Source organism: Micromonospora sp. NPDC049275, from assembly GCF_043197115.1.
Taxonomy (GTDB): domain Bacteria; phylum Actinomycetota; class Actinomycetes; order Mycobacteriales; family Micromonosporaceae; genus Micromonospora.
Map to the genome: position 1 here is coordinate 293837 of NZ_JBICSN010000007.1, position 20676 is coordinate 314512.

The window sequence follows — 20676 nt, forward strand, 5'->3', positions numbered from 1 at the left end:
ACCGCCCGGAGTGGGTCGGGCTGCCCCGGAACCCCCCACACCGCAACCACCGCAGGACGACCCGGAACCCCCACACCGCACCCGAGAAATCAGTGGTCAGCAGAATTCCAGTCCCGGCCCAGACCGACCGACACCTCCAGCGGCACGGACAGCGGGTACGCCCCACCCATCTCGCGCCGCACCAACGCCTCCAACGCCTCCCGCTCACCCGGGGCGACCTCGAAGACCAGTTCGTCGTGCACCTGCAACAGCATGCGGGAGCGCAGGCCGGCGTCGCCGAGGGCGGTGTCGACGTGCAGCATCGCCACCTTGATGATGTCGGCGGCCGACCCCTGGATGGGGGCGTTGAGAGCCATCCGCTCGGCGATGTCGCGGCGCTGCCGGTTGTCGCTCACCAGGTCGGGCAGGTAGCGGCGGCGACCCAGGATCGTCGAGGTGTAGCCGTCCTGACGGGCCTTGGCGACGACCTGGTGCAGGTAGTCGCGCACTCCGCCGAAGCCGGCGAAGTAGTTCTCCATCAGGCCGCGCGCCTCTTCGGTGCCGATGCTGAGCTGCTGGGACAGGCCGAACGCGCTGAGCCCGTACGCCAGGCCGTAGTTCATCGCCTTGATCTTGCGCCGCTGGTCCGGGGTGACCTCGTCGACCGGCACGCCGAAGACCGACGAGGCGGTGGCGGCGTGGAAGTCGGCTCCGGAGTTGAACGCCTCGATCAGCGCGTCGTCCGACGACAGGTGCGCCATGATCCGCATTTCGATCTGGCTGTAGTCGGCGGTGAGCAGGCACTCGTACCCCTCGCCCACCACGAAGGCCCGCCGGATGCGCCGGCCCTCCTCGGTGCGGATCGGGATGTTCTGCAGGTTGGGCTCGGTCGAGGAGAGCCGCCCGGTGGCCGCCACCGTCTGGTTGAAGGTGGTGTGGATCCGGCCGTCGTCGGAGACGGACTTGAGCAGGCCGTCCACCGTGGACTTGAGCTTGGCGACGTCGCGGTGGCGCAGCAGGTGGGCCAGCACCGGGTGCGGATTTTGCGCGTAGAGCCACTGGAGGGCGTCGGCGTCGGTGGTGTAGCCGGTCTTGATCTTTTTGGTCTTCGGTAGACCCAGCTCGGTGAAGAGGATCTCCTGGAGCTGCTTGGGCGAGCCGAGGTTGAACTCTCGGCCCACCGCCTCGTACGCGCCCTGCGCGGCGGTCTTGACCTCGCCGGCGAAGTGCGCCTCCAACTCCTGGAGGTAGTCGTTGTCGGCGGCGATGCCGGTGCGCTCCATGCCGGCGAGCACCCGCATCAGCGGCAGCTCCACCCCGGCCATCAGCCGCGCGGACTGCTCACCGTCGCGGGACAGCTCGGCGTCGATCGCGTCGGCGAGGTCGAGGGTGGCGCGGGCCTGGAGCATGAGGTTCTGCTCGGCCACGCCCTCGTCGCCCAGCCCGTCGAGGGTGAGCTGGCCGGTCTCCGGCGCGTCGACCCGCAGCTCGCGGTGCAGGTAGCGCAGGGCCAGGTCGGTCAGGTCGTAGGACCGCTGGTCGGGGCGGGCCAGGTACGCGGCGATCTGCGTGTCGCGGACGATGCCGGCCAGCTCCCAGCCGTGTGCGGCGCAGGCCAGCACCGCCGGCTTGCTGTCGTGCAGCACCTTGGGCCGCTGCGCGTCGGCAAGCCAACCGGCGAGGGCGCCCTCGTCGGTGGCGTCGAGCCCGGTCGGGTCGACCCAGGCGGCCGCGCCACCCGCGCTGGCCAGCGCCAGCCCGGTGATCGAAGCGGTGTGCCGGCGGTTGGGGCCGGTGTCGAGCTTGACGGCGAGCCCGACCGAGGTGCCGGTCGGGGCGTGGGTGCCCAGCCAGGTGGCGAGCCCTCCCGGCTCGGTGAGCACCTCACCGGTGAGGTCGAAGCCCGACTCGGCCTCCGGCTCGACGGCCTCCAGGTACTGGTAGAGGCGGTCGCGCAGGATGCGGAACTCCAGGGTGTCGAAGACCTGGTGGACCGCCTCCCGGTCCCAGCCACCCCAGCGGGTGTCCTCCGGGCGCAGCGGGAGCTCCAGGTCGGAGACGAGGCGGTTGATCTCGTAGTTGCGAATCACGTCGGCGAGCCGCTCGCGCAGGCTGTCACCGGCCTTGCCCTTGATCTCGTCGGCGCGGGCGATCACGCCCTCCACCCCGCCGTACGTGGTGATCCACTTGGCGGCGGTCTTCGGGCCGACGCCCGGAATGCCGGGCAGGTTGTCACTTGTCTCGCCGACAAGCGCGGCGAGGTCCCGGTACTGCTGTGGGCCGACGCCGTACTTCGCCTCGATCGCCGCCGGGTCCATCCGGGCCAGGTCGGAGACGCCCTTGCGCGGGTAGAGGACGGTGATCTGGTCGTCGACCAACTGGAACGCGTCGCGGTCGCCGCTGCTGATCAGCACTGACATGCCCTGGTCACGGGCCTGGCAGGCGAGCGTGGCGATGACGTCGTCGGCCTCGAAGCCCTCCTTCTCGACCACCGGGATCTGCAGCGCCGCCAGGACCTCCTTGACGAGGCTGACCTGGCCCTTGAAGTCGGTAGGGGTCTCGCTGCGGCCCGCCTTGTACTCCGCGTACTTCTCCGTGCGGAAGGACCGGCGGGAGACGTCGAAGGCGACGACGATGTGCGTGGGCTGCTCGTCGCGCAGGACGTTGATCAGCATCGAGGTGAAGCCGTACACCGCGTTGGTCGGCTGACCCGTCGTGGTGGAGAAGTTTTCCACCGGCAGGGCGAAGAACGCCCTGTATGCCAGGGAATGTCCGTCGACGAGGAGCAGGCGCGGCGTCGTAGCTGTCACGGCAGCGACTCTAGTCCGTACCCCTGACAGGTCCGCCAACGCCACGTCCGCGAAACCACCAGGGCCAGGGTGGTGCGCCAGCACCGACGGCCGAGGCGCACCACCCTGGCCTGCCCGCGCTCGCGATCGAGCAGGCGAGCGACCAGAGCGCCGGCCGGCGCGACCGTCCGAGGGCAGCGCCGGCTCGCCGGTTCAGAGCACCTTGGCCAGGAACTCCTTGGTCCGGTCGTGTCGTGGGTTCGCGATCACCTCACGCGGGACGCCGGACTCGACCACCACCCCGCCGTCCATGAACACCAGCGAATCGCCGACCTCCCGGGCGAAGCCGATCTCGTGGGTCACCACGATCATGGTCATGCCGTCCCGGGCCAGGCCCTTCATCACGTCCAGCACCTCGCCGACCAGCTCGGGGTCGAGCGCGCTTGTCGGCTCGTCGAAGAGCATCAGCTTCGGCTGCATCGCGAGGGCGCGGGCGATCGCCACCCGCTGCTGCTGACCACCGGAGAGCTGCCCGGGGTACGCCCCGAGCTTGTCGCCCAGTCCCACCCGTTCCAGCAACTGCGCGCCCCGATCGCGGGCTTGCGCCTTCTTCTCCCGACCCAGCAGCACCGGCGCCTCGATGACGTTCTGCAGCGCGGTCATGTGCGGGAACAGGTTGAACCGCTGGAACACCATGCCGATCGAGCGGCGCTGCGCGGCGATGTCCTTCTCGCGCATCTCGTGCAGCTTCCCGCCGCGCTCGGTGTAACCGATCAGGTCGCCGTCCACCCGGATGCGACCAGCGTTGATCTTCTCCAGGTGGTTGATGCAGCGGAGGAATGTCGACTTTCCCGACCCGGACGGGCCGAGCAGGCAGCAGACCTCGCCGGCGCGCACCTCCAGATCGATGCCCTTGAGCACCTCCAGTGGCCCGAAGGCCTTGTGCACCTGCTCGGCCTGGACCATCACGCCCGACTCCGCCGCCGGGGTGCCCCCCTGTGCGGGGACGATCAGCTCGGTCATGACGGTTCCACCATTCCCGCGTTACCTCCGCCGCCGGTCTCGGCGGTCATGCCGCGCAGCCGCAGCCTGGCCCGTCCGGACGGGCTGTCGCCCTTGCCGAAGTGGCGCTCCAGGAAATACTGGCCGACGAGCAGGATGCTGGTCAGGAACAGGTACCACAGGCAGGCCGCGACGTACATCGGGAAGATCTGGAACGTCCGCTTACCGACCGCGTCCAGTTGGAAGAAGAGTTCCATGCTCACCGGAACGTAGAGCAGCAGCGACGTGTCCTTCAGCATCGCGATGGTCTCGTTGCCGGTCGGCGGGATGATGACCCGCATCGCCTGCGGCAGCACCACCCGCCGCAACGTCTGGCCCCGACTCAGGCCGAGAGCCTGGGCCGCCTCGGTCTGGCCGCCGTCGACCGACTGGATGCCGGCCCGGACGATCTCCGCCATGTACGCCGCCTCGGAGAGCGCCAGGCCGAGCAGGCCGGCCAGGAAGCCGGTCAGGATGTCCCGCGAGGAGAACCCGAACAGCCGCAGGTGCAGGTTGTCGATGCCGAACAGCTGGCCGAGCTGGGTGTCGAACGGCACGCCGAACTCCACCCGACTCCACAGGATGCCGATGTTGCCGAACACCGCCAGCAGCACCAGCCGCGGTACCGCCCGGAAGAACCAGGTGTACAGCCATGCCACGCCCCGCAGGATCGGATTGTCCGACAGGCGCATCACGGCGATCGCCACGCCGAGCGTGACGCCGATCAGCATCGCGCTCACCGTCATCAGCACGGTGCCGCGCAGCAGCCCCTCGATGATCGGGGGTCGGAACATCTTGTCGACCATGAACGCCCACCCGAAGGCGTCGTTCGTGACCAGCAGGTGGACGAACATCGCGGCGAGCACGGCGAGCACGGCCACGGCGAGCCAGCGGCCCGGGTGCCGTACGGGCACGGCCTGGATCGGTTCCGGCCGTGCCCGTACGGGTGTTGCTTCCTCGGTTGTCATGTCTCGTTACGGGTTGATCGCGGGATCCGTGATCGCGCCGTCCCCAACCTTCCACTTGTCGAGCACCGTCTTGTACGACCCGTCGGCGATGAGTGCCTTGGTGGCGTCCCGGACCGCCTCGGCGAACTGCGCCTGGTCCTTGGCCACCACGTAGCCGTACGGCGCCGCCTCGTACTGCTTGTCGAGCAGTTCCAGGGCGCCGTTGGACCGGGTCACCGCGTACACGCCGACCGGGTAGTCGGCGAGCATGGCATCGTCCTTGCCGGACACCACCGCGGCGGTCGCCGCGTCCTGGCCGGGGAACTGCTCGAGGGTGATCGCCGGCTTGCCGGCGGCGGTGCACGCCTTCGAACGCTTGGTCACGTCCTCGACCTGGATGGTGTCCTTCTGCACGGCGATCTTCTTGCCGCAGGCGTTGTCCAGTGCCACTCCGCCCGGGTTGCCCTTCTTGGTCACCCACTGCGTGCCGACCTGGAAGTAGCTGACCATGTTGGCCTGGCCCTTGCGCTCGTCGTTCACCGTGAACGACGAGACGCCGATCTCGTACTTGGCGGAGTTGACACCGGAGATGATGTCGCCGAACGGCGCGGAGACGAACTCGGCCTTCAGACCGAGCTTGGCCGCCACCGCGGTGAACAGCTCCACATCGAAGCCGACGACCGTCTCGCCGTCGATGTCGAGGTACTCCGCCGGCGCGTACGTCGAGTCGGTACCGACGAGGATCTTGCCGTCGGACTTGATCGAGTCCGGCACCTTGGACGTCAGGCTGGCGTCCGCCGACGCCGTGACCGCCGGGCCGGTGCCGGGCTCTTCGTTCTCCTGGTCGCCGCACGCGGTCATCGAGAGAGCCAGCAGCGCCACGCCGGCGGTGCCGATCGCTGCCCGCCGGCCGGCGTTCGTGATGAACATGTCTTTACTCCTTGAGGGGGTGGAGGGTGACGGTCGATCAGGCCACGCCGAGGTACGCCTCTTTGACCGACGAGTCGTGCAGCAGTTCGGTCCCCGTGCCGCTCTTGACGATCCGGCCGGTCTCCAACACGTACGCCCGGTGGGCCCGGGACAGCGCCTGCTGAGCGTTCTGCTCCACCAGCAGGATCGTCGTACCCTGCTCATTGATCGACGTGATGATCGAGAAGATCTGCTGGATGAGCATCGGCGCCAGCCCCATCGACGGCTCGTCGAGCAGCATCAGCTTCGGGCGGCTCATCATCGCGCGACCCACGGCGAGCATCTGCTGCTCACCGCCCGACAGGGTCCCACCCGGCTGCTTGCGCCGTTCCAGAAGGCGGGGGAACAGGCCGAACACCCGCTCCAGGTCGGCCGCGATGCCCGGCTTGTCCCGACGGGTGTAGGCACCCATCTCCAGGTTCTCCAGCACGGTCATTCCGGGGAACACACCGCGGCCCTCGGGCGACTGGCTGATCCCACGGACCACCCGCAGGTCCGCGCGCAGCTTGGTGATGTCCTGCCCGTCGAACCGGATCCGGCCGGCCGACACCGGACGGATACCGGAGATGGCTCGCATGGTGGTGGTCTTGCCGGCGCCGTTGGCCCCGATCAACGCGACGATCTCACCCTCGCCGACGGTCAGCGAAACCTCGTGTAGAGCCTCGATTCGCCCGTACAGCAGGCTGACGTTGTCGATCTCAAGCAGCATCGTCCGGTACCCCCAGGTACGCCGCGATCACCTTCGGGTCGTCCCGCACCTCGGCGGGCAGCCCATCCGCGATCTTCTTGCCGAACTCCAGCACCACGATCCGGTCGGTGACACCCATGACGAGCCGCATGTCGTGCTCGATCAGCAGTACTGTCACTCCGCTGTCGCGGATCTTGCGGATCAGCTGGAGCAGTTCTTCCTTCTCCGCCGGGTTGAAGCCGGCGGCCGGCTCGTCCAGGCAGATCAGAGCCGGTCGGGTGGCCAACGCCCGGGCGATCTCCAGCCGGCGCTGTTCACCGTACGAGAGGTTCCGTGCCAGCTCGCCCGCGCGCCTGCGGATACCGACGAACTCCAGCAGCTCGTACCCCCGATCCCGCCCGTCGCGCTCCTCCCGGCGGTGCCGGGGCAACCGCAGGAGTGCGGACACCACGCTGGTGCGGTGGTGGGCGTCCGCGCCGACCTGGACGTTCTCCATCGCCGTCATCTCGGGGAAGAGCCGCACGTTCTGGAACGTGCGGGCGATGCCCGCCTTGGTGATGGCGTGCTTCTTCTTGCCCGGCAACGACTCGCCACGGAAGCGGATGTCGCCCGACGTCGGCCGGAACACCCCGGTGATGGCGTTGAAGCAGGTGGTCTTGCCCGCACCGTTCGGGCCGATCAGCCCGAGGATCTCACCCTCGCGGATCTGGAACGAGACACCGTCGAGGGCAACCACGCCTCCGAACCGCAGACCCAGGTCGTCGACCTCGAGCAGCGGTGGCCGGTCCGCGGCGGCGACCGGGACGGACTCCGCTCCGCTCCGTTGCGCCGGAGTGACCGCCCCGGTGGTCTCCGGGTTGGTGGCCGGCGTACCGACGTCACTCACCGACGGTCACCTCCTTCTCGCGATCCTTGAGTTCCTGCACCCGTCGTCGATTCGGGATCAGACCCTGCGGACGGAAGATCATGACCAGGATCAGGATCAGCCCGAAGAACAGGAACCGGTACTCGAATGCGTCCTTGCCGGCGATCGAGATGCCGCGCAGCCGCTCCGGCAGATAGGCGATCAGCGCACCACCGACGATCACCCCGACGATGTTGCCGGAGCCGCCCAGCACCACTCCGGCCAGCACCAGGATCGAGAAGAACAGGTCGAAGTTGCGTGAGTTGATGAAGCCCTGCTGCCCAGCGAACATGACGCCGGAGAGCGATCCGATGGCCGCGCCGATCGCGAACGCCCAGAGCTTGAAGCGGAACGTCGGCACGCCCATCGCCTCGGCCGCTTCCTCGTCCTCGCGGACGGCGACCCAGGCCCGGCCGACCCGGCTGCGGTCCAGGTTCCGCACCGCCACGATCACCAGGATGATCAGGCTGAGCCCGAGCCAGTAGTACGGCCGGGCGTCGATCACGCCGAACAGTGGGCTGCCGTCGGCCTTCTCACCGGGCGGGTGCGGAATCTCGCCGAACCCGCGCTGCCCGCGCAGTTCCGGCTTGGCGGTCGCGAACACGCGGATGATCTCCGCGAAGCCGAGGGTGACGATCGCCAGGTAGTCACCGCGCAACCGCAGGGTCGGCCACCCGAGCAGCACCCCGGAGACCATCACGACGGCGACCGCCACCGGCACGGTGGCCAGCCAACTCCACTTCGTACCGAGGCTGCTGTCCGGGGAGGAGAGCAGGGCGGTGGTGTACGCGCCGAGCGCGAAGAAGCCGACGTAGCCCAGATCGAGCATGCCGGCCTTGCCGACCACGACGTTCAGGCCCAGGGCCAGGAGCACGTAGTACGAGACCGTGAACAGGGTGGTGGCCCAGTCGGTCTCGGTGGTGACCAGGCCCGGGATGGCGAGGTTCGGCAACGCGTAGAAGAAGACCGCCACGACGATCAGGCTCACCCAGCGCGCCGGCGCAGGCAGCGAACGCCACCTGTCGCCCACGACGTCCGTTCCGGAACGGAGACGCTCGAAGATCGTCGTCATGCGCGGGACCTCCCCAGCGACTCGCCGAGCAGGCCGGTCGGCCGGAACAGCAGGATCAGGATGAGGACGACGAACGCCACCACGCCGGTCCACTGGGTACCGAGTAGGCCGGAGCCCCAGCCCTCCAGCATTCCCAGCAGCAGACCGCCGATCAGCGCGCCACGCAGGTTGCCGATACCGCCGAGCACGGCGGCCGCGAAGGCCTTGATGCCGAGGTCGAAGCCGGCGAAGAAGTGGGTACCGGTGATCTTGATGTTGTACATCAGCGCCGCGGCGCCGGCCATGATCCCACCGAGCAGGAAGACCAATGCGATGACCCGGTCCTTGTTGACGCCCATGAGGGCGGCCGTGTTCGGGTCCTGGGCGATGGCCCGGACGCCGCGGCCGAGGCGGGTGCGGTTGATGAACAGGTCCAGGGCGATCATCAGCACCACCGCCAGCAGGACGAGGAACACCTGGAGGTTGGTGATCGTCGTGCCGGCGACGGTGAACAACTCGTGCTGGGTGAACAGCCGAGGCGCTGCCTTCGGCTTGCGATTGCTCCAGATGCCCACTGCCTCGGAGATCACCACCGAGGCCCCGATCGCGGTGATCAGGAAGGTCAGCACCGGCGCGTTCCGCTTGCGCAGCGGGCGGTAGGCCACCCGTTCCAGCACGACGGCGGTAACGCCGGAGGTCAGACAGGCCGCCAGCAGACCGACGAGCAGGTAGAGCAGCGCCGGTACGAACGCCGGAACTGGTGAGTTCTGGTCCAGGCCCAGCCAGTTCCAGACGACGATCGCCCCGAACGTGCCGACCATGAAGACCTCGGAGTGGGCAAAGTTGATCAGGCGGAGCACGCCGTACACCATGGTGTAGCCGAGGGCGAACAGCGCGTAGATCGCGCCCTGGGCCAATCCCTGGATGCTCAGGTCTCCAAAATTGGAGAATAATTGGTCGAAATTCACATCGGTCTCCGAACGGGATCGGACAGAGTGCGCGGCCGGGAGGATCCTCCCGGCCGCGCCATCAGTCGGTGGCGGATCGTTACCGTCCTAGAGGGTGACGATCCGACCCCAGGTCACGGCGTCTTGATCGGCTGGTCGGCCTTGATCTCGCCGCCGGCCACCGTGTAGGCCCAGATCTTGAGGAACTGCGGGTCCAGCTCACCCTTGTCGGTGAACTTGTAGGTGTTGGCCACGCCCTCGAAGGTCACGCCCGTGATGAAGCTCTGCATCTTGTCCTTCGTGGTGTTGCCTTCCTCGATGCCCTTGAGGAAGATGCCCGCCACGTCGTAGGCGATGTCGCTGTAGGTGCCGGCCTCCTGGCCCCACTTCGTCTTGTAGTTCGCGGCGAAGTTGCCCTTGGCCTCGGAGGCCGGGGCGCAGGGGCAGGTCAGGACGCTACCCTCGGCGGCCGCGGTGCCAGCACCCTCGACGTAGCCCGGGTCCTTGACACCATCGGCGGCGACCAGCTTCGCGGTGACGCCAGCGGCCCGCATCTGCTTCACCAGCAGACCGGCCTCCTGGTAGTAGCCACCGTAGAAGACCGCGTCGGCACCGGTCGACTTGATCTTGGTGATGACCGGGTTGAAGTCCTTGGTGACGTTGCGCTCGACCTTGTCCTCGCCGACCTTCGTCGCGCCCAGGGCGGTCTTCACGTTGTCGGCCAGCCCGGCGCCGTACGCGGTCTGGTCGTCGATGACGTAGACCTTCTGCGCCTTCATCACGTCCTTGATGTAGGCCGCCGCGGCCGGACCCTGCGAGTCGTCGTTGCCGAGACCCCGGTGGAAGGTCTTCCAGCCCTTGGTGTTGAGGCTGGTCCGCGTGGCCGACGGGGAGATGATGGGAAGCTTGGCTTCCTCCCAGATCGGGCCAGATGCCTCGGTCTCGCCGGAGAAGGCCGGACCGACCACGCCGATCGTCTTCTTGTCCTTGACGATCTCACGGGCCAGACCCGCGGCCTGCTTCTCGTCGCCCTGCGAGTCCTTCTCCAACAGCTCGACCTTGCAGTCGGCGTGCTTGGCGTTGTACTCCTCGATCGCCAGCTTCGCGCCGTTCTTGATGTTGATGCCCAGGTTGGCGGCGTCACCGGTCAGCGCACCGAAGAAGGCGATCTTCAGGCCACACTTGTCGCCGGATGCCGAACCTCCGCCGTCCCCGCTGCTGCTGCAGCCGGCAGCACCTGCCACCAACGCACTAGCGAGGGCGACCCCGCCGATAACCCGCACGAGCTTCTGCCTCAAGGCACGAACCCCTTCTCCCTAACCGCGGTCGAGTCGCGCCATCCCCTGGACGAACCGATGGGGTGGGCGTGATGAAACTAACCACGTACCCAGTCTGGGGCGGGACGTTATCCCACCGGACGATCGGCGGGGTAGACCTGCACGGCGGGGTTGACCTAACCGTTACACGGGAGGGCCGATCGATTGGAGTAGCTGTAAGAACCGGAGGTCATCTCCGCCCTTGACAACGCCCTTGACGAGCGACGATGCGAGCCATCGTTCGATGGCGATCGTCGTCGCTCGTTCGACAGCGGCGAGCCTGTCGATCAGGACTCTGCCGGCAGGGTGACCTCGCCGCCGGCGGTCTCGGCGAGGATCCGCTCGGCGACCTCCTTCATGGTCATCCGGTGGTCCATCGCCGTGCGCTGGATCCACTTGAACGCCTGCGGTTCGGTCATTCCGTACGTCGTCATCAGCGCGCCCTTGGCGCGCTCCACCGTCTTACGGATCTCCAGACGGTCGGTCAGGCTCGCGACCTCGGCCTCCAGGGCCGCGACCTCCGAGTAGCGCGACAGCGCGATCTCCACCGCCGGGACCAGGTCACTCTTCTGGAAGGGCTTCACCAGGTACGCCATCGCGCCCGCGGCCCGCGCCCGCTCCACCAGGTCCCGCTGGCTGAACGCGGTCAGGATGATCACGGGGGCGATCCGGGCGCCGGCGATCCGCTCTGCGGCGGCCAGCCCATCCATGATCGGCATCTTGATGTCGAGGATGACGAGGTCGGGCTTCAACTCCTCGGCGAGGCGCACGGCGGTCTCGCCGTCGCCGGCCTCCCCCACCACCTCGTAGCCCTCTTCGACGAGCATCTCGGCGAGGTCCAGCCGGATCAGCGCCTCGTCCTCGGCGATCAGTACGCGCCTACGCTCGGCATCCGTCGGCATCTCGGCCACCAGCCCTACCCCCACCAGTTAGAACCTGACACCCGCCCAGCCGGGTGTCACCGCCCTCAGCGTAGTGGGTAATCTATCCAGGCCGGGAAACCGACGGCCCCTGTAGTCCAATGGCAGAGACGATGCACTCAAACTGCATATAGTGTGGGTTCGAATCCCACCGGGGGCACCAAACTTGTCGTACGGCTGTTCGAAAATATGCCTGTGCACCCACCTGAACTGCGCTTACAGGCCCACGCTCTCCGCGCTCGCGGACACAACATCCACTCCGTGGCGCGGACGCTCTCCCTGCCGTACGCCACGGTCTGGCACTGGTGCGTCGATCGACCCGAGCCGGCGAAGCGCGGCTCGGAGCTACGGTGCTTCCGCTGCCTCCCCGATGTCGAAGATCCGACCGACCCCGCCGCCTACGCCTACCTGCTCGGTCTCTACCTGGGCGACGGTCACCTGGCCGTCTCACCGAAGGTGCCGGTGCTTCGGATCGCCTGCACGGCGGCCTATCCGAATCTCGTCGACGCGTGCGAGGCGGCCATGCTCGCGGTGCTCGCCGCTCGTGTGCAGCGGGTCCCCAAGCATGGCTGCATCTCGGTCGAGAGCAGCGGAAAGCACTGGCCATGCCTGCTCCCCCAGCACGGGCCCGGCAAGAAGCACGAGCGCCCGATCGTCCTGACCGACTGGCAACGACCGATCGTCGAGAGCCACGCGGGCCACTTTCTGCGCGGGCTGTTCCACTCCGACGGCTGCCGATGCGCCAACCGGATAAGAGTGCGTGGCAAGGAGTACGTCTACCCGCGCTACATGTTCGTCAACGAGTCGAGCGACATCATGGGGCTCTGCCAGTGGGCTCTGGACCTGCTCGACATTCCGTGGCGGATGAACCTCTCCTGGTCGCTGTCGGTGGCGCGACGCGACGCGGTCGCCGCGCTGGACCGGCACGTCGGCCCGAAGTCCTGACCGCCGCGCACGCCGATGACGTGACTCAGGTCGGTCGACGCGGCACCGCGCGGGCAGCGGCGGCCAAGTGGCGCGTGCAAGCCTGACGTGAGGCGGGGGCGGCGTCGACGACAGGAGCGGGTTCTGATGCGGGTGGTCATTTTCGGTGCGACCGGGATGGTCGGCCAGGGCGTGCTGCGGGAGTGCCTGCTCGCCGAGGACGTGCGGGAGGTGGTCACCGTCGGCCGGCGGCCGACCGGTCGGCAGGATCCGAAGCTGCGCGAGCTGACGGTTCCCGACGTGGGTGACCTGGAGGCGGTGCGCGCGGAGTTGACAGGCGTCGACGCGTGCTTCTACTGCCTCGGGGTGTCGTCGCTGGGCCTGGACGAGGCGGCGTACACCCGGATCAGCTACGACTACCCGGTGGCGGCGGCACGGCTGTTGGCCGAGGTGAGTCCGCCTGTCACGTTCATCTACGTCTCGGGTGTGGGGACCGACTCGTCGGAGCGGGGTCGGGTGATGTGGGCGCGGGTCAAGGGGCGTGCCGAGAACGCGATCATCGACCTGCTGCCCAACGGGTACGCGGCGCGACCGGGGTTCATCCAGCCGACGTACGGGGTGGTGTCGAAGACACGGTGGTACCGGTTGGGATACGCGGTCACCCGTCCACTGTTCCCGGTGTTGCGGCGGGCCTTCCCCAACCAGGTCACCACGACGGACGGGATCGGTCGGGCGATGCTGCGGGTGGCCCGCGAGGGGTCACCGACCCGGGTGCTGGGCAACCGCGAGCTGCGCTGATCAGGCGATCGCGTCGAGCGCCTGGGCGAGATCGGCGCGCAGGTCGTCGGGGTCTTCCAGGCCGACGGAGAGGCGCAGCAGCGCGCCGTCGGGCTTCGCGTCGCCCTCGACGGGCCGGTGGGTGAGCGAGGCGGGGTGCTGGATGAGGGTGTCCACGCCGCCGAGGGACACGGCGTGGGTGATCAGCCGGCAGGCGGCGGCGACGGTGGCGGCGGCGGGCGCGCCGCCGCGTACCTCGAAGGCGAGCAGGCTGCCGGGGCCGGCCATCTGCCGGCCGACAAGCGCCGCCGGGTCGTACACCGAGGGGTGGTGCACCCGGTGTACGGCCTGGTGGCCGGCGAGCCAGCCGGCGAGTTTCTCGGCGGTGGCCTGTTGGGCGCGGACCCGCAGCGGCAGGGTCTGCAGGCCGCGGTGCAGGAGGTAGCCGCCGAGCGGGTGCAGGATCGCGCCGGTGACGGCGCGGACCTGCCGTAGTCGGACGGCCCAGTCGGCGTCGCAGGCGACGACCCCGGCGAGGACGTCGCCGTGCCCGCCGATGCTCTTGGTGGCGCTGTGCAGGACGAGGGTGGCGCCGTGCCGGGCGGGTTGTTGGAGCACGGGGGTGGCGACTGTGTTGTCGACGAGCAGGGGCACGTCGCCGGCGGCGGTGGCGAGGGCGGCGATGTCGACGAGGTCGAGGGTGGGGTTCGCGGGCGTCTCGATGACGACGAGCGCGGTGTCGGGGCGGATGGCGGCGGCGACCTGGTCGGGGTGGGTCCAGGTGACGGTGGTGCCGAGCAGGCCGCTGGCGAGGACGTGGTCGGTGCCGCCGTAGAGGGGCCGGACGGCGACGATGTGGCGCTGGCCGTCGCGGGTGGCGGCGAGCAGGGTGGCGGTGAGGGCGGCCATGCCGCTGGCGAAGGCGACGGCCTGGGCGGTGCCCTCCAGCTCGGCGAGGGCGGTTTCGAAGCGGGCGACTGTGGGGTTCCAGAGCCGCTGGTAGACGGCACTGCCGTCGGCGGGGAGCGTGCCGCCGGTGGCGAGTTGTTCGTAGGCGTCGCCGCCGTCGTCGACCGAGGGCAGTGGGTTGGTGGTGGAGAGGTCGATCGGTGGCACGTGCACGCCGAGCGTGCGCAGGTCGTCGCGGCCGGCGTGCACGGCCCGGGTGTCCACCGTCGTCATGGCGGTAGCGTCGAACATCCGGTGCCGGGGAGGCAATGCCTTGGTGGATAATTCTGGATCGAGCGCTGGATTCGTCGAGGCATTCGGTGAAGGATGGTCGGATGCCCCCCGAGCCGAACGAAGTACGGCCGTATCCGGCCCTGGACGAGGTGGACCGCGCGATCCTCGCCGAGTTGGCGGCGGACGGCCGGTTGCCGAACAACGCGCTCGCCGAGCGGGTGGGGGTGGCGCCGTCGACGTGTCTGACGCGGACGCGGGCGTTGCGCGAGCGAGGGGCGATCCGGGGTTTCCACGCGGAGGTGGATCCGGCCGCGCTGGGCCTGCCGTTGCAGGCGTTGGTGTCGGTGCGGTTGACCGCGCACGAGCGGGCGGCGGTGGACGCGTTCCGGGCCCGGTCGGTGCGCCTGCCCGGGGTGGTGTCGGTGTTCCACGTGGCGGGCGCGGAGGATTACGTGCTGCACGTGCGGGCGGCGTCGGGGGACGCGCTGCGGGACTTCGTGCTGGACCATCTCGCGGTCGACCCGGTGGTGCAGCACACACAGACCAGCCTGATCTTCGAGCAGGCCCGCGGGATGGGCTGAGCGCGTGGGCTGAGCGGCGGCACACAGCGTGGGCTGAGCGCCGGTTCGCGGGATGGGCTGAGCGGCGGCCGGAATGAACGGGCAGGTCGGGGAGTTGGCATTGCGTGTGATCACCGTACCGTTGTCTGTTCTTGATCTTGCCCCGGTCGCCAAGGGGACCACCGCCGGCGCCGCGCTGGAGGCCACCACCGAGCTGGCCCGGCGCACCGAGGAGCTGGGCTACCACCGGTTCTGGGTGGCCGAGCACCACAACATGCCGGCGATCGCCAGCTCCGCGCCGGCGGTGCTGCTGGCGCACCTGGCGGCGAACACCTCGACGATCCGCCTCGGGTCGGGCGGCGTGATGCTGCCCAACCACGCGCCGCTGGTGGTGGCCGAGCAGTTCGGCACCCTGGAGGCGCTGCACCCCGGTCGGATCGACCTGGGCATCGGACGTGCGCCGGGCACCGACCAGGTGACCGCGCTGGCATTGCGGCGCACCATGGAGGGCCTGTCGGCGGAGGGTTTCCCGCGCGAGCTGACGGACCTGATGAACTACTTCAGCGGGGAGAAGCCGGGGCAGATCATCGCCACCCCGGGTCGCGGTGAGCAGCCGGCCGTGTGGCTGCTCGGCTCCAGCGGCTTCAGCGCCCAACTGGCCGGCCTGCTGGGTCTGCCGTTCTCCTTCGCGCACCACTTCAGCTCGGCGAACACGCTGCCGGCGCTGGCGCTGTACCGGCAGAACTTCCGGCCGTCGCAGTGGCTGAACAAGCCGTACGCCATGGTGGCCGTCAATGCGGTGTGCGCCGAGACCGACGAGCGGGCGGAGTGGCTGGCCGGGCCGAGCGCGCTGTCGTTCTTGAAGCTGCGTTCCGGTCGACCGGAGCCGCTGTCGACGCCCGACGAGGCGGCGGCGTACCCGTACACGGAGATCGAGCGGGAGTTCGTGCTGCAGCGGCGCGACGGTCAGGCGCTGGGCTCGCCGGAGACGGTGCGCCGGCAGCTGACCGAGTTGCAGGAGCGCACCGGCGCGGACGAGCTGATGCTCACCACCCTGGTCTACGACGTGAAGGACCGGGTGCGGTCGTACGAATTGATCGCCGAGCAGGTGGCGGGGGGTCTGCGCCGGGACGCGTGAAACACGATCTTCACGTCAGCGTCACCCCCGCGACCCCGACGGTGCCTAATGTTGGTGCCGGTGGTGGTACGGCATTCCCGGTCGGGACGGGTCGGGAATGCCGCGGTGTGGAGCACCGGGCCGGAGCTGTGCGGATTCCGCGGCTGCGGCCCGGTGCCTGCCACCTTAGGCGAACCCGATCAGGACCGCCAGAGTTAGATCAGCGTAGGTAGATGTTCGGGGTCGGTGGGCTGGCCATTCCGTCGCCGATGAAGAACCCCGGGTGTGGCGGCTGGTTGTAGGCGGTGTTCTGCCACGCGATCGCCACGCGGTACTGCGGGTCGTGCATCAACGTGTGGATCCGGGTGCTGGTCGGGGTGGGCGTGCTGTAGATGCGCAGCGCCCGACTGTCGGTGGTTCGCCAGATCACCTCCTCCCGCCAGTCACCGAGGATGTCCCCGGAGAGCGCCGGCGTGGACTTGGTCCCGTTGTTGGACGCCACCTGGTCGCCGGTCAGCAGCCGGGTCTCGCCGCCGGTGCCGTACTTGTCGATCTTCGTGCCGTCCAGCAGCTCGCGGACCGGGTCGCCGTCCCACCAGGCGAGGAAGTTCATCGACGACGGCTTGCGCCCCACGTTCTGCCCGCGGGTGTTGGCCAGGCCGGAGACCGACGCCGACCACGACTCCGCGCCGGGGCTGCCCGCCCAGATGTCCGCCGAGACGCCCCGGCCGTTGTCGCCGGAGGCCGGCGTGGACCACAGGATCTGACCGGTACGGGCGTCCGCGAACCAGGAGCTGGGCTTGCTCGCGTCCTCGTCGACCTTGAACACCTCCAGGCCGGCGCGGCCCGGGTCGAGGTCCCCCACGTGCATGGCGTCGCCGTGTCCGTTGCCCGTCGAGTAGAGCAACCGACCGTTGTCGTCGATGGTGGCGGCGCCGTAGACGATCTCCTGGCGGCCGTCGGCGTCGACGTCGGCCACGGAGAGCTGGTGGTTGCCCTGGCCGGCGGCGGCGCCGTTGCCGGACGAGTTCGAGTCGAATGTCCAGCGCTTGGTAAGCGCGCCGTTGCGGAAGTCCCAGGCCGCGATCACCGCGCGGGTGTAGTAACCCCGAGCCATGATGAGCGACGGGCGCTGCCCATCCAGGTAGGCGGTGCCGGCGAGGAACCGGTCCACCCGGTTGCCGTACGAGTCGCCCCAGGACGAGACGGTGCCGCGCGGCGGGTCGTAGTTGACTGTGGAGAGGATCGCGCCGGTCTGGCCGTTGAACATGGTCAGGTACTCCGGGCCGGAGAGCACGTAGCCGCCTGAGTTGCGGTAGTCCGCCGACGACGAGCCGATGAGCTGGCCCGTACCGGAGCGGGTGCCGTCGGCGGTCTTCATGGCCACCTCGGCGCGGCCGTCGCCGTCGTAGTCGTACACCTGGAACTGGGTGTAGTGGGCGCCGGCGCGGATGTTGCGGCCCAGGTCGATCCGCCACAACCGGGTGCCGGTCAGGGTGTACGCGTCGACGTAGACGTTGCCGGTGTAGCCGGACTGGGAGTTGTCCTTGGCGTTCGACGGATCCCACTTGAGCACGATCTCGTAGGTGCCGTCGCCGTTGAGGTCACCGACGGAGGCGTCGTTGGCGCTGTAGGTGTAGCTCTCCCCGCTGGGGGTGGTCCCGCCGGCCGGCACCTGCAACGGTACGTCCAGGTAGCCGTTGCCGAACTGCAGGGCGGGAGCCGACGCCGCCTGCTCGGCGCCGCCCACGACGGCCCGCACGGTGTACGCCGAACCGGCCGCGGCGCCACTGTCGAGGTAGGAGGTGGCGCCGGTGATCGGGTTGGCGTTGATCCTGGTCGAACCCCGGTAGAGGTTGAACGAAACGCCTGAGGTCTCGGTGCCGAGCAGCCGCCAGGACACCAGGTTGCCGCTGCCGGAGCGGACGCTGATCAACCCTCGGTCCAGGTCCTCCATCTGCTTCGCCCCGGCCGGCGGTGTGGTGGGCGGCGGCGTCGTCGGGGGTGGAGTGGTCGGCGGTGGCGTGGTGGGCGGTGCCGTCGTGGGTGGTGGCGTGGTCGGTGGTGGGGTGGTCGGGCCGTCGGTGGCCGGCGCCCCGGTGCAGGTGACGCCGTTGAGCGCGAAGCTGGCCGGCGCCGGGTTGCTGCTCGTCCACGAGGCGTTGAACCCGAACGAGGCGGTGCCGAAGGTGTCGAGGACGCCGTTGTAGTCGACGTTGCGGGCGGTCACCTGGGCGCCGGACTGGGTGACTGTGGCGTTCCACGCCTGCGCGACCTGCTGGCCCGCGGCGTACGACCAGGTGAGGGCCCAGCCGTTGACCTGCTCGCCGAGGTTGGTGATGGTGACGTTGGCGCCGAAGCCGCCCTGCCACGAGTTGGTGACCTGGTAGTCGACGCGACAGCCGACGGCGGCGGCCGAGGCGACGACCGCGCCGACGGTGCCGGCCACGACGGCGGCGGCCGTCGACGCGGCCAGCAGGGTCAGCCGTTGTCTGGACGGGTGCATGAACTGCCTCCGGAGGATCCGGTGATGACCGCTGTGGTCCACCTGCCCTGCCCGGGAAGCACGGTGAACGGCCCGCCGCCACGGCGACGAACGGCGATCTGGTCGGGTGAACGCCCTGGAACTCACGGATCCGGCTCAGCCGCATCGTAGGGCAAGCGCTTTCCGCTGCGCAATATCGACGGCTGTCACACCGTGTGCTCTTGCCCCGCGGTGGGATGCCTGATCAACTCGTACGAATGAGCGCCCCGCACATGGACCCGGACGAGTTCCGCCGCGCCGGCCACGCCGTTGTCGACTGGATCGCCGACTACTGGACGACGCTGCACCAGCGGCCGGTCGCCCCGGCCGACCCGCCCGGGACGGTCGTCGAGGCCCTGCCGAGCATGCCCCCCAGCACCGGCGGCGAACCCGTCGAGGCGGTCCTCGCCGACCTGGACGCGATAGTCCTGCCGGGGCTGACCCACTGGCAGCACCCCGGCTTCTTCGGCTACTTCCCCGCGAACATCTCCGGCCCGAGTGTGCTCGGAGACCTGATCAGTTCCGGCCTCGGTGTGCAGGGCATGCTGTGGGCCACCAGCCCGGCCTGCACCGAGCTGGAGACGGTCATGATGGACTGGCTGGCCGAGCTGCTCGACCTGCCGCAGCGCTTCCGGTCGAGCGGCGCCGGTGGTGGCGTCATCCAGGACTCCGCGTCCTCCGCGACGCTGGTGGCCACCCTGGCCGCGCTGCACCGCGCCAGCGCGGGCCACTGGCGCGTCGCCGGCGTCGACAGGCGCTACCGCGCGTACGCCTCCGTACACGGGCACTCCTCGATCGAGAAGGCCGTGCGGATCGCCGGGCTGGGCGCCGATGGGATCCGATCGATCGACGTGGACCCGGACACCCAGGCGCTGCGCCCGGACGCGCTGCGCGCCGCCATCGAGGCGGACCTGGCCGCCGGGGACGTGCCCGCCATCGTGGTCGCCACCATCGGCACCACGTCCACCACCGCCGTCGACCCGCTGCCCGAGATCGGGGCGATCTGCGCCGAGTACGGGATCTGGCTGCACGTGGACGCCGCGTACGCGGGCTCCGCCGCCGTATGCCCCGAGCTGCGCTGGTCGCACGCCGGCCTGGAGTACGCCGATTCCTACTGCTTCGACCCGCACAAGTGGCTGCTCACCGGCTTCGACTGCGACGCGTTCTGGGTGGCCGACCGGGGCGAGCTGATCGAGGCGCTGACCGTGCTCCCGGAGTTCCTGCGCAACGCTGCCTCCGAATCCGGGGCGGTTATCGACTACCGGGACTGGCAGGTGCCGCTGGGTCGCCGCTTCCGGGCCCTGAAGCTGTGGTTCGTGCTGCGCTGGTACGGCGCCGAAGGGCTGCGGGCGCACATCCGCTCCGGGGTGGCGCTGGCCGCCCGGTTCGCCGATCGGGTCCGCGCCGACGACCGGTTCGAGCTGGCCGCGGCGCACCCGTTCGCGCTTGTCTGCTTCCGGCTGCGCGCCGACGACGACACGAACACCGAGTTGCTGGCCCAGGTGAACGGCACGGGACGGGTGTTGTTGACGCACACCCGGGTGGACGGCCGGTACGTGCTGCGACTGGCGGTGGGCGCACCGCAGACAACCGAGACGCACGTCGACGAGGCCTGGACGCTGCTCGCCGAGGCCGCGGACAAACTGCTCGCCCGCTGACCTCGCGGGCGCTCTTCAGCCCCGGGTCGCCGATGTCGTGGCATCCCGGCCGCCAGATCGCGGCCCGGGTCGCCTGGGGCGCGGACGGGAGATCAGCCTAGGGCTGCCGACCCGGAGTCGATCGTCCGCCGCAGCGCCAGCGGAGCCGGCCCCGACCGGCATGTCAGCGGCCCAGGGCCGGCGCGGTCCGACGGCAGGTCACAGGTGACGGCCGGTCACGAGTCGCGGGTGGCGGGTGGCGGGTGGCGGGTGGCGGGTGGCGACCACCATCAGGCTGATGGGGCCGGCGGTCAGAGCAGCGTGCCGGCGCACGGGCACGAAGACTCGGTTGAGCGGTATACCTGTGAGTCACATTTTTGACCCACAGGTATACCGCTCGCAAG

Annotated in this window: 17 protein-coding genes and 1 tRNA gene; 6 read left to right on the plus strand and 12 right to left on the minus strand. The window is 69.4% G+C overall.

Annotated features, from left to right (window positions below):
• Positions 1–89 precede the first annotated feature (89 nt).
• The 10 genes from polA to ACGFIE_RS22660 all read right to left on the minus strand — a co-directional run bounded on the left by polA (position 90) and on the right by ACGFIE_RS22660 (position 11542).
• Entirely contained in the window at positions 90–2789 is a 2700-nt protein-coding gene (gene polA, locus ACGFIE_RS22615) for a DNA polymerase I (RefSeq protein WP_393297427.1), read from the minus strand.
• Positions 2790–2981: 192 nt separating this feature from the next.
• Positions 2982–3734, minus strand: a complete 753-nt coding sequence (locus ACGFIE_RS22620) for an amino acid ABC transporter ATP-binding protein (protein WP_393297524.1) — start codon at positions 3732–3734, stop codon at positions 2982–2984.
• Positions 3735–3787: 53 nt separating this feature from the next.
• Complete coding sequence (locus tag ACGFIE_RS22625) at positions 3788–4777, minus strand: amino acid ABC transporter permease (RefSeq protein WP_363688793.1); 990 nt, start codon at positions 4775–4777, stop codon at positions 3788–3790.
• Positions 4778–4783: 6 nt separating this feature from the next.
• On the minus strand, positions 4784–5686 hold the full coding sequence (locus ACGFIE_RS22630; RefSeq protein ID WP_393297430.1) for an ABC transporter substrate-binding protein: 903 nt from the start codon (positions 5684–5686) through the stop codon (positions 4784–4786).
• 37 nt (positions 5687–5723) lie between these two features.
• Entirely contained in the window at positions 5724–6434 is a 711-nt protein-coding gene (locus ACGFIE_RS22635; RefSeq protein WP_363688789.1) for an ABC transporter ATP-binding protein, read from the minus strand.
• Positions 6424–7299: an ABC transporter ATP-binding protein gene (locus ACGFIE_RS22640; RefSeq protein WP_393297433.1), complete on the minus strand. Its 876-nt coding sequence runs from the start codon at positions 7297–7299 to the stop codon at positions 6424–6426. The genes ACGFIE_RS22635 and ACGFIE_RS22640 overlap by 11 nt, the downstream gene beginning before the upstream one ends.
• Positions 7292–8347 (minus strand): branched-chain amino acid ABC transporter permease, encoded by a 1056-nt coding sequence (locus ACGFIE_RS22645; protein WP_363688862.1) that lies wholly within the window; start codon positions 8345–8347, stop codon positions 7292–7294. Before ACGFIE_RS22645 ends, ACGFIE_RS22640 begins: the two co-directional genes overlap by 8 nt.
• Positions 8348–8385: 38 nt before the next feature.
• Positions 8386–9336 carry a branched-chain amino acid ABC transporter permease gene (locus tag ACGFIE_RS22650; protein WP_393297436.1) on the minus strand — a complete coding sequence of 317 codons (951 nt, stop codon included), beginning with the start codon at positions 9334–9336 and terminating at the stop codon, positions 8386–8388.
• Positions 9337–9449: 113 nt separating this feature from the next.
• A complete protein-coding gene (locus ACGFIE_RS22655; RefSeq protein WP_393297439.1) occupies positions 9450–10613 on the minus strand; it encodes a branched-chain amino acid ABC transporter substrate-binding protein in 1164 nt (387 codons plus the stop codon).
• A gap of 305 nt (positions 10614–10918) precedes the next feature.
• Positions 10919–11542, minus strand: a complete 624-nt coding sequence (locus tag ACGFIE_RS22660; protein WP_363688860.1) for a response regulator — start codon at positions 11540–11542, stop codon at positions 10919–10921.
• A gap of 96 nt (positions 11543–11638) precedes the next feature.
• On the opposite strand from ACGFIE_RS22660, the gene ACGFIE_RS22665 reads away from it, so the two are divergent.
• The 3 genes from ACGFIE_RS22665 (at position 11639) to ACGFIE_RS22675 (ending at position 13273) form a co-directional block, all read left to right on the plus strand.
• Positions 11639–11714: transfer RNA gene (locus ACGFIE_RS22665), tRNA-Leu, on the plus strand.
• A gap of 98 nt (positions 11715–11812) precedes the next feature.
• Positions 11813–12496 (plus strand): transcriptional regulator, encoded by a 684-nt coding sequence (locus tag ACGFIE_RS22670; protein WP_393297442.1) that lies wholly within the window; start codon positions 11813–11815, stop codon positions 12494–12496.
• A 126-nt stretch (positions 12497–12622) separates the two neighbouring features.
• Positions 12623–13273: an NAD-dependent epimerase/dehydratase family protein gene (locus tag ACGFIE_RS22675; protein ID WP_393297445.1), complete on the plus strand. Its 651-nt coding sequence runs from the start codon at positions 12623–12625 to the stop codon at positions 13271–13273.
• Here the strand turns inward: ACGFIE_RS22675 and ACGFIE_RS22680 are convergent, their stop codons facing one another.
• Complete coding sequence (locus ACGFIE_RS22680) at positions 13274–14452, minus strand: trans-sulfuration enzyme family protein (protein ID WP_393297448.1); 1179 nt, start codon at positions 14450–14452, stop codon at positions 13274–13276.
• Positions 14453–14535: 83 nt separating this feature from the next.
• Between ACGFIE_RS22680 and ACGFIE_RS22685 the strand changes: the two genes are divergently transcribed.
• Together ACGFIE_RS22685 and ACGFIE_RS22690 are read left to right on the plus strand one after the other, a co-directional pair.
• The gene (locus ACGFIE_RS22685) at positions 14536–15015 is read left to right on the plus strand and encodes an Lrp/AsnC family transcriptional regulator (protein WP_007462834.1); all 480 of its coding nucleotides are present in this window, start codon (positions 14536–14538) and stop codon (positions 15013–15015) included.
• Positions 15016–15109: 94 nt separating this feature from the next.
• Positions 15110–16132, plus strand: a complete 1023-nt coding sequence (locus ACGFIE_RS22690; RefSeq protein ID WP_393297451.1) for an LLM class flavin-dependent oxidoreductase — start codon at positions 15110–15112, stop codon at positions 16130–16132.
• A gap of 199 nt (positions 16133–16331) precedes the next feature.
• Here ACGFIE_RS22690 and ACGFIE_RS22695 read toward each other — a convergent pair whose 3' ends face one another.
• Positions 16332–18617: a cellulose binding domain-containing protein gene (locus tag ACGFIE_RS22695; protein ID WP_393297454.1), complete on the minus strand. Its 2286-nt coding sequence runs from the start codon at positions 18615–18617 to the stop codon at positions 16332–16334.
• A gap of 236 nt (positions 18618–18853) precedes the next feature.
• On the opposite strand from ACGFIE_RS22695, the gene ACGFIE_RS22700 reads away from it, so the two are divergent.
• The gene (locus ACGFIE_RS22700; RefSeq protein WP_393297457.1) at positions 18854–20293 is read left to right on the plus strand and encodes a pyridoxal-dependent decarboxylase; all 1440 of its coding nucleotides are present in this window, start codon (positions 18854–18856) and stop codon (positions 20291–20293) included.
• The last annotated feature ends 383 nt before the right edge of the window (positions 20294–20676 follow it).

Excerpts from the sequence above, each read along its gene's own strand:
- ACGFIE_RS22620 (WP_393297524.1), bottom strand. The coding sequence starts at position 3,734 with ATGGTCCAGGCCGAGCAGGTGCACAAGGCCTTCGGGCCACTGGAGGTG.
- ACGFIE_RS22625 (WP_363688793.1), bottom strand. The coding sequence starts at position 4,777 with ATGACAACCGAGGAAGCAACACCCGTACGGGCACGGCCGGAACCGATC.
- ACGFIE_RS22630 (WP_393297430.1), bottom strand. The coding sequence starts at position 5,686 with ATGTTCATCACGAACGCCGGCCGGCGGGCAGCGATCGGCACCGCCGGC.
- ACGFIE_RS22635 (WP_363688789.1), bottom strand. The coding sequence starts at position 6,434 with ATGCTGCTTGAGATCGACAACGTCAGCCTGCTGTACGGGCGAATCGAG.
- ACGFIE_RS22675 (WP_393297445.1), top strand. The coding sequence starts at position 12,623 with ATGCGGGTGGTCATTTTCGGTGCGACCGGGATGGTCGGCCAGGGCGTG.
- ACGFIE_RS22680 (WP_393297448.1), bottom strand. The coding sequence starts at position 14,452 with ATGTTCGACGCTACCGCCATGACGACGGTGGACACCCGGGCCGTGCAC.
- ACGFIE_RS22685 (WP_007462834.1), top strand. The coding sequence starts at position 14,536 with ATGCCCCCCGAGCCGAACGAAGTACGGCCGTATCCGGCCCTGGACGAG.
- ACGFIE_RS22695 (WP_393297454.1), bottom strand. The coding sequence starts at position 18,617 with ATGCACCCGTCCAGACAACGGCTGACCCTGCTGGCCGCGTCGACGGCC.
- ACGFIE_RS22700 (WP_393297457.1), top strand. The coding sequence starts at position 18,854 with ATGAGCGCCCCGCACATGGACCCGGACGAGTTCCGCCGCGCCGGCCAC.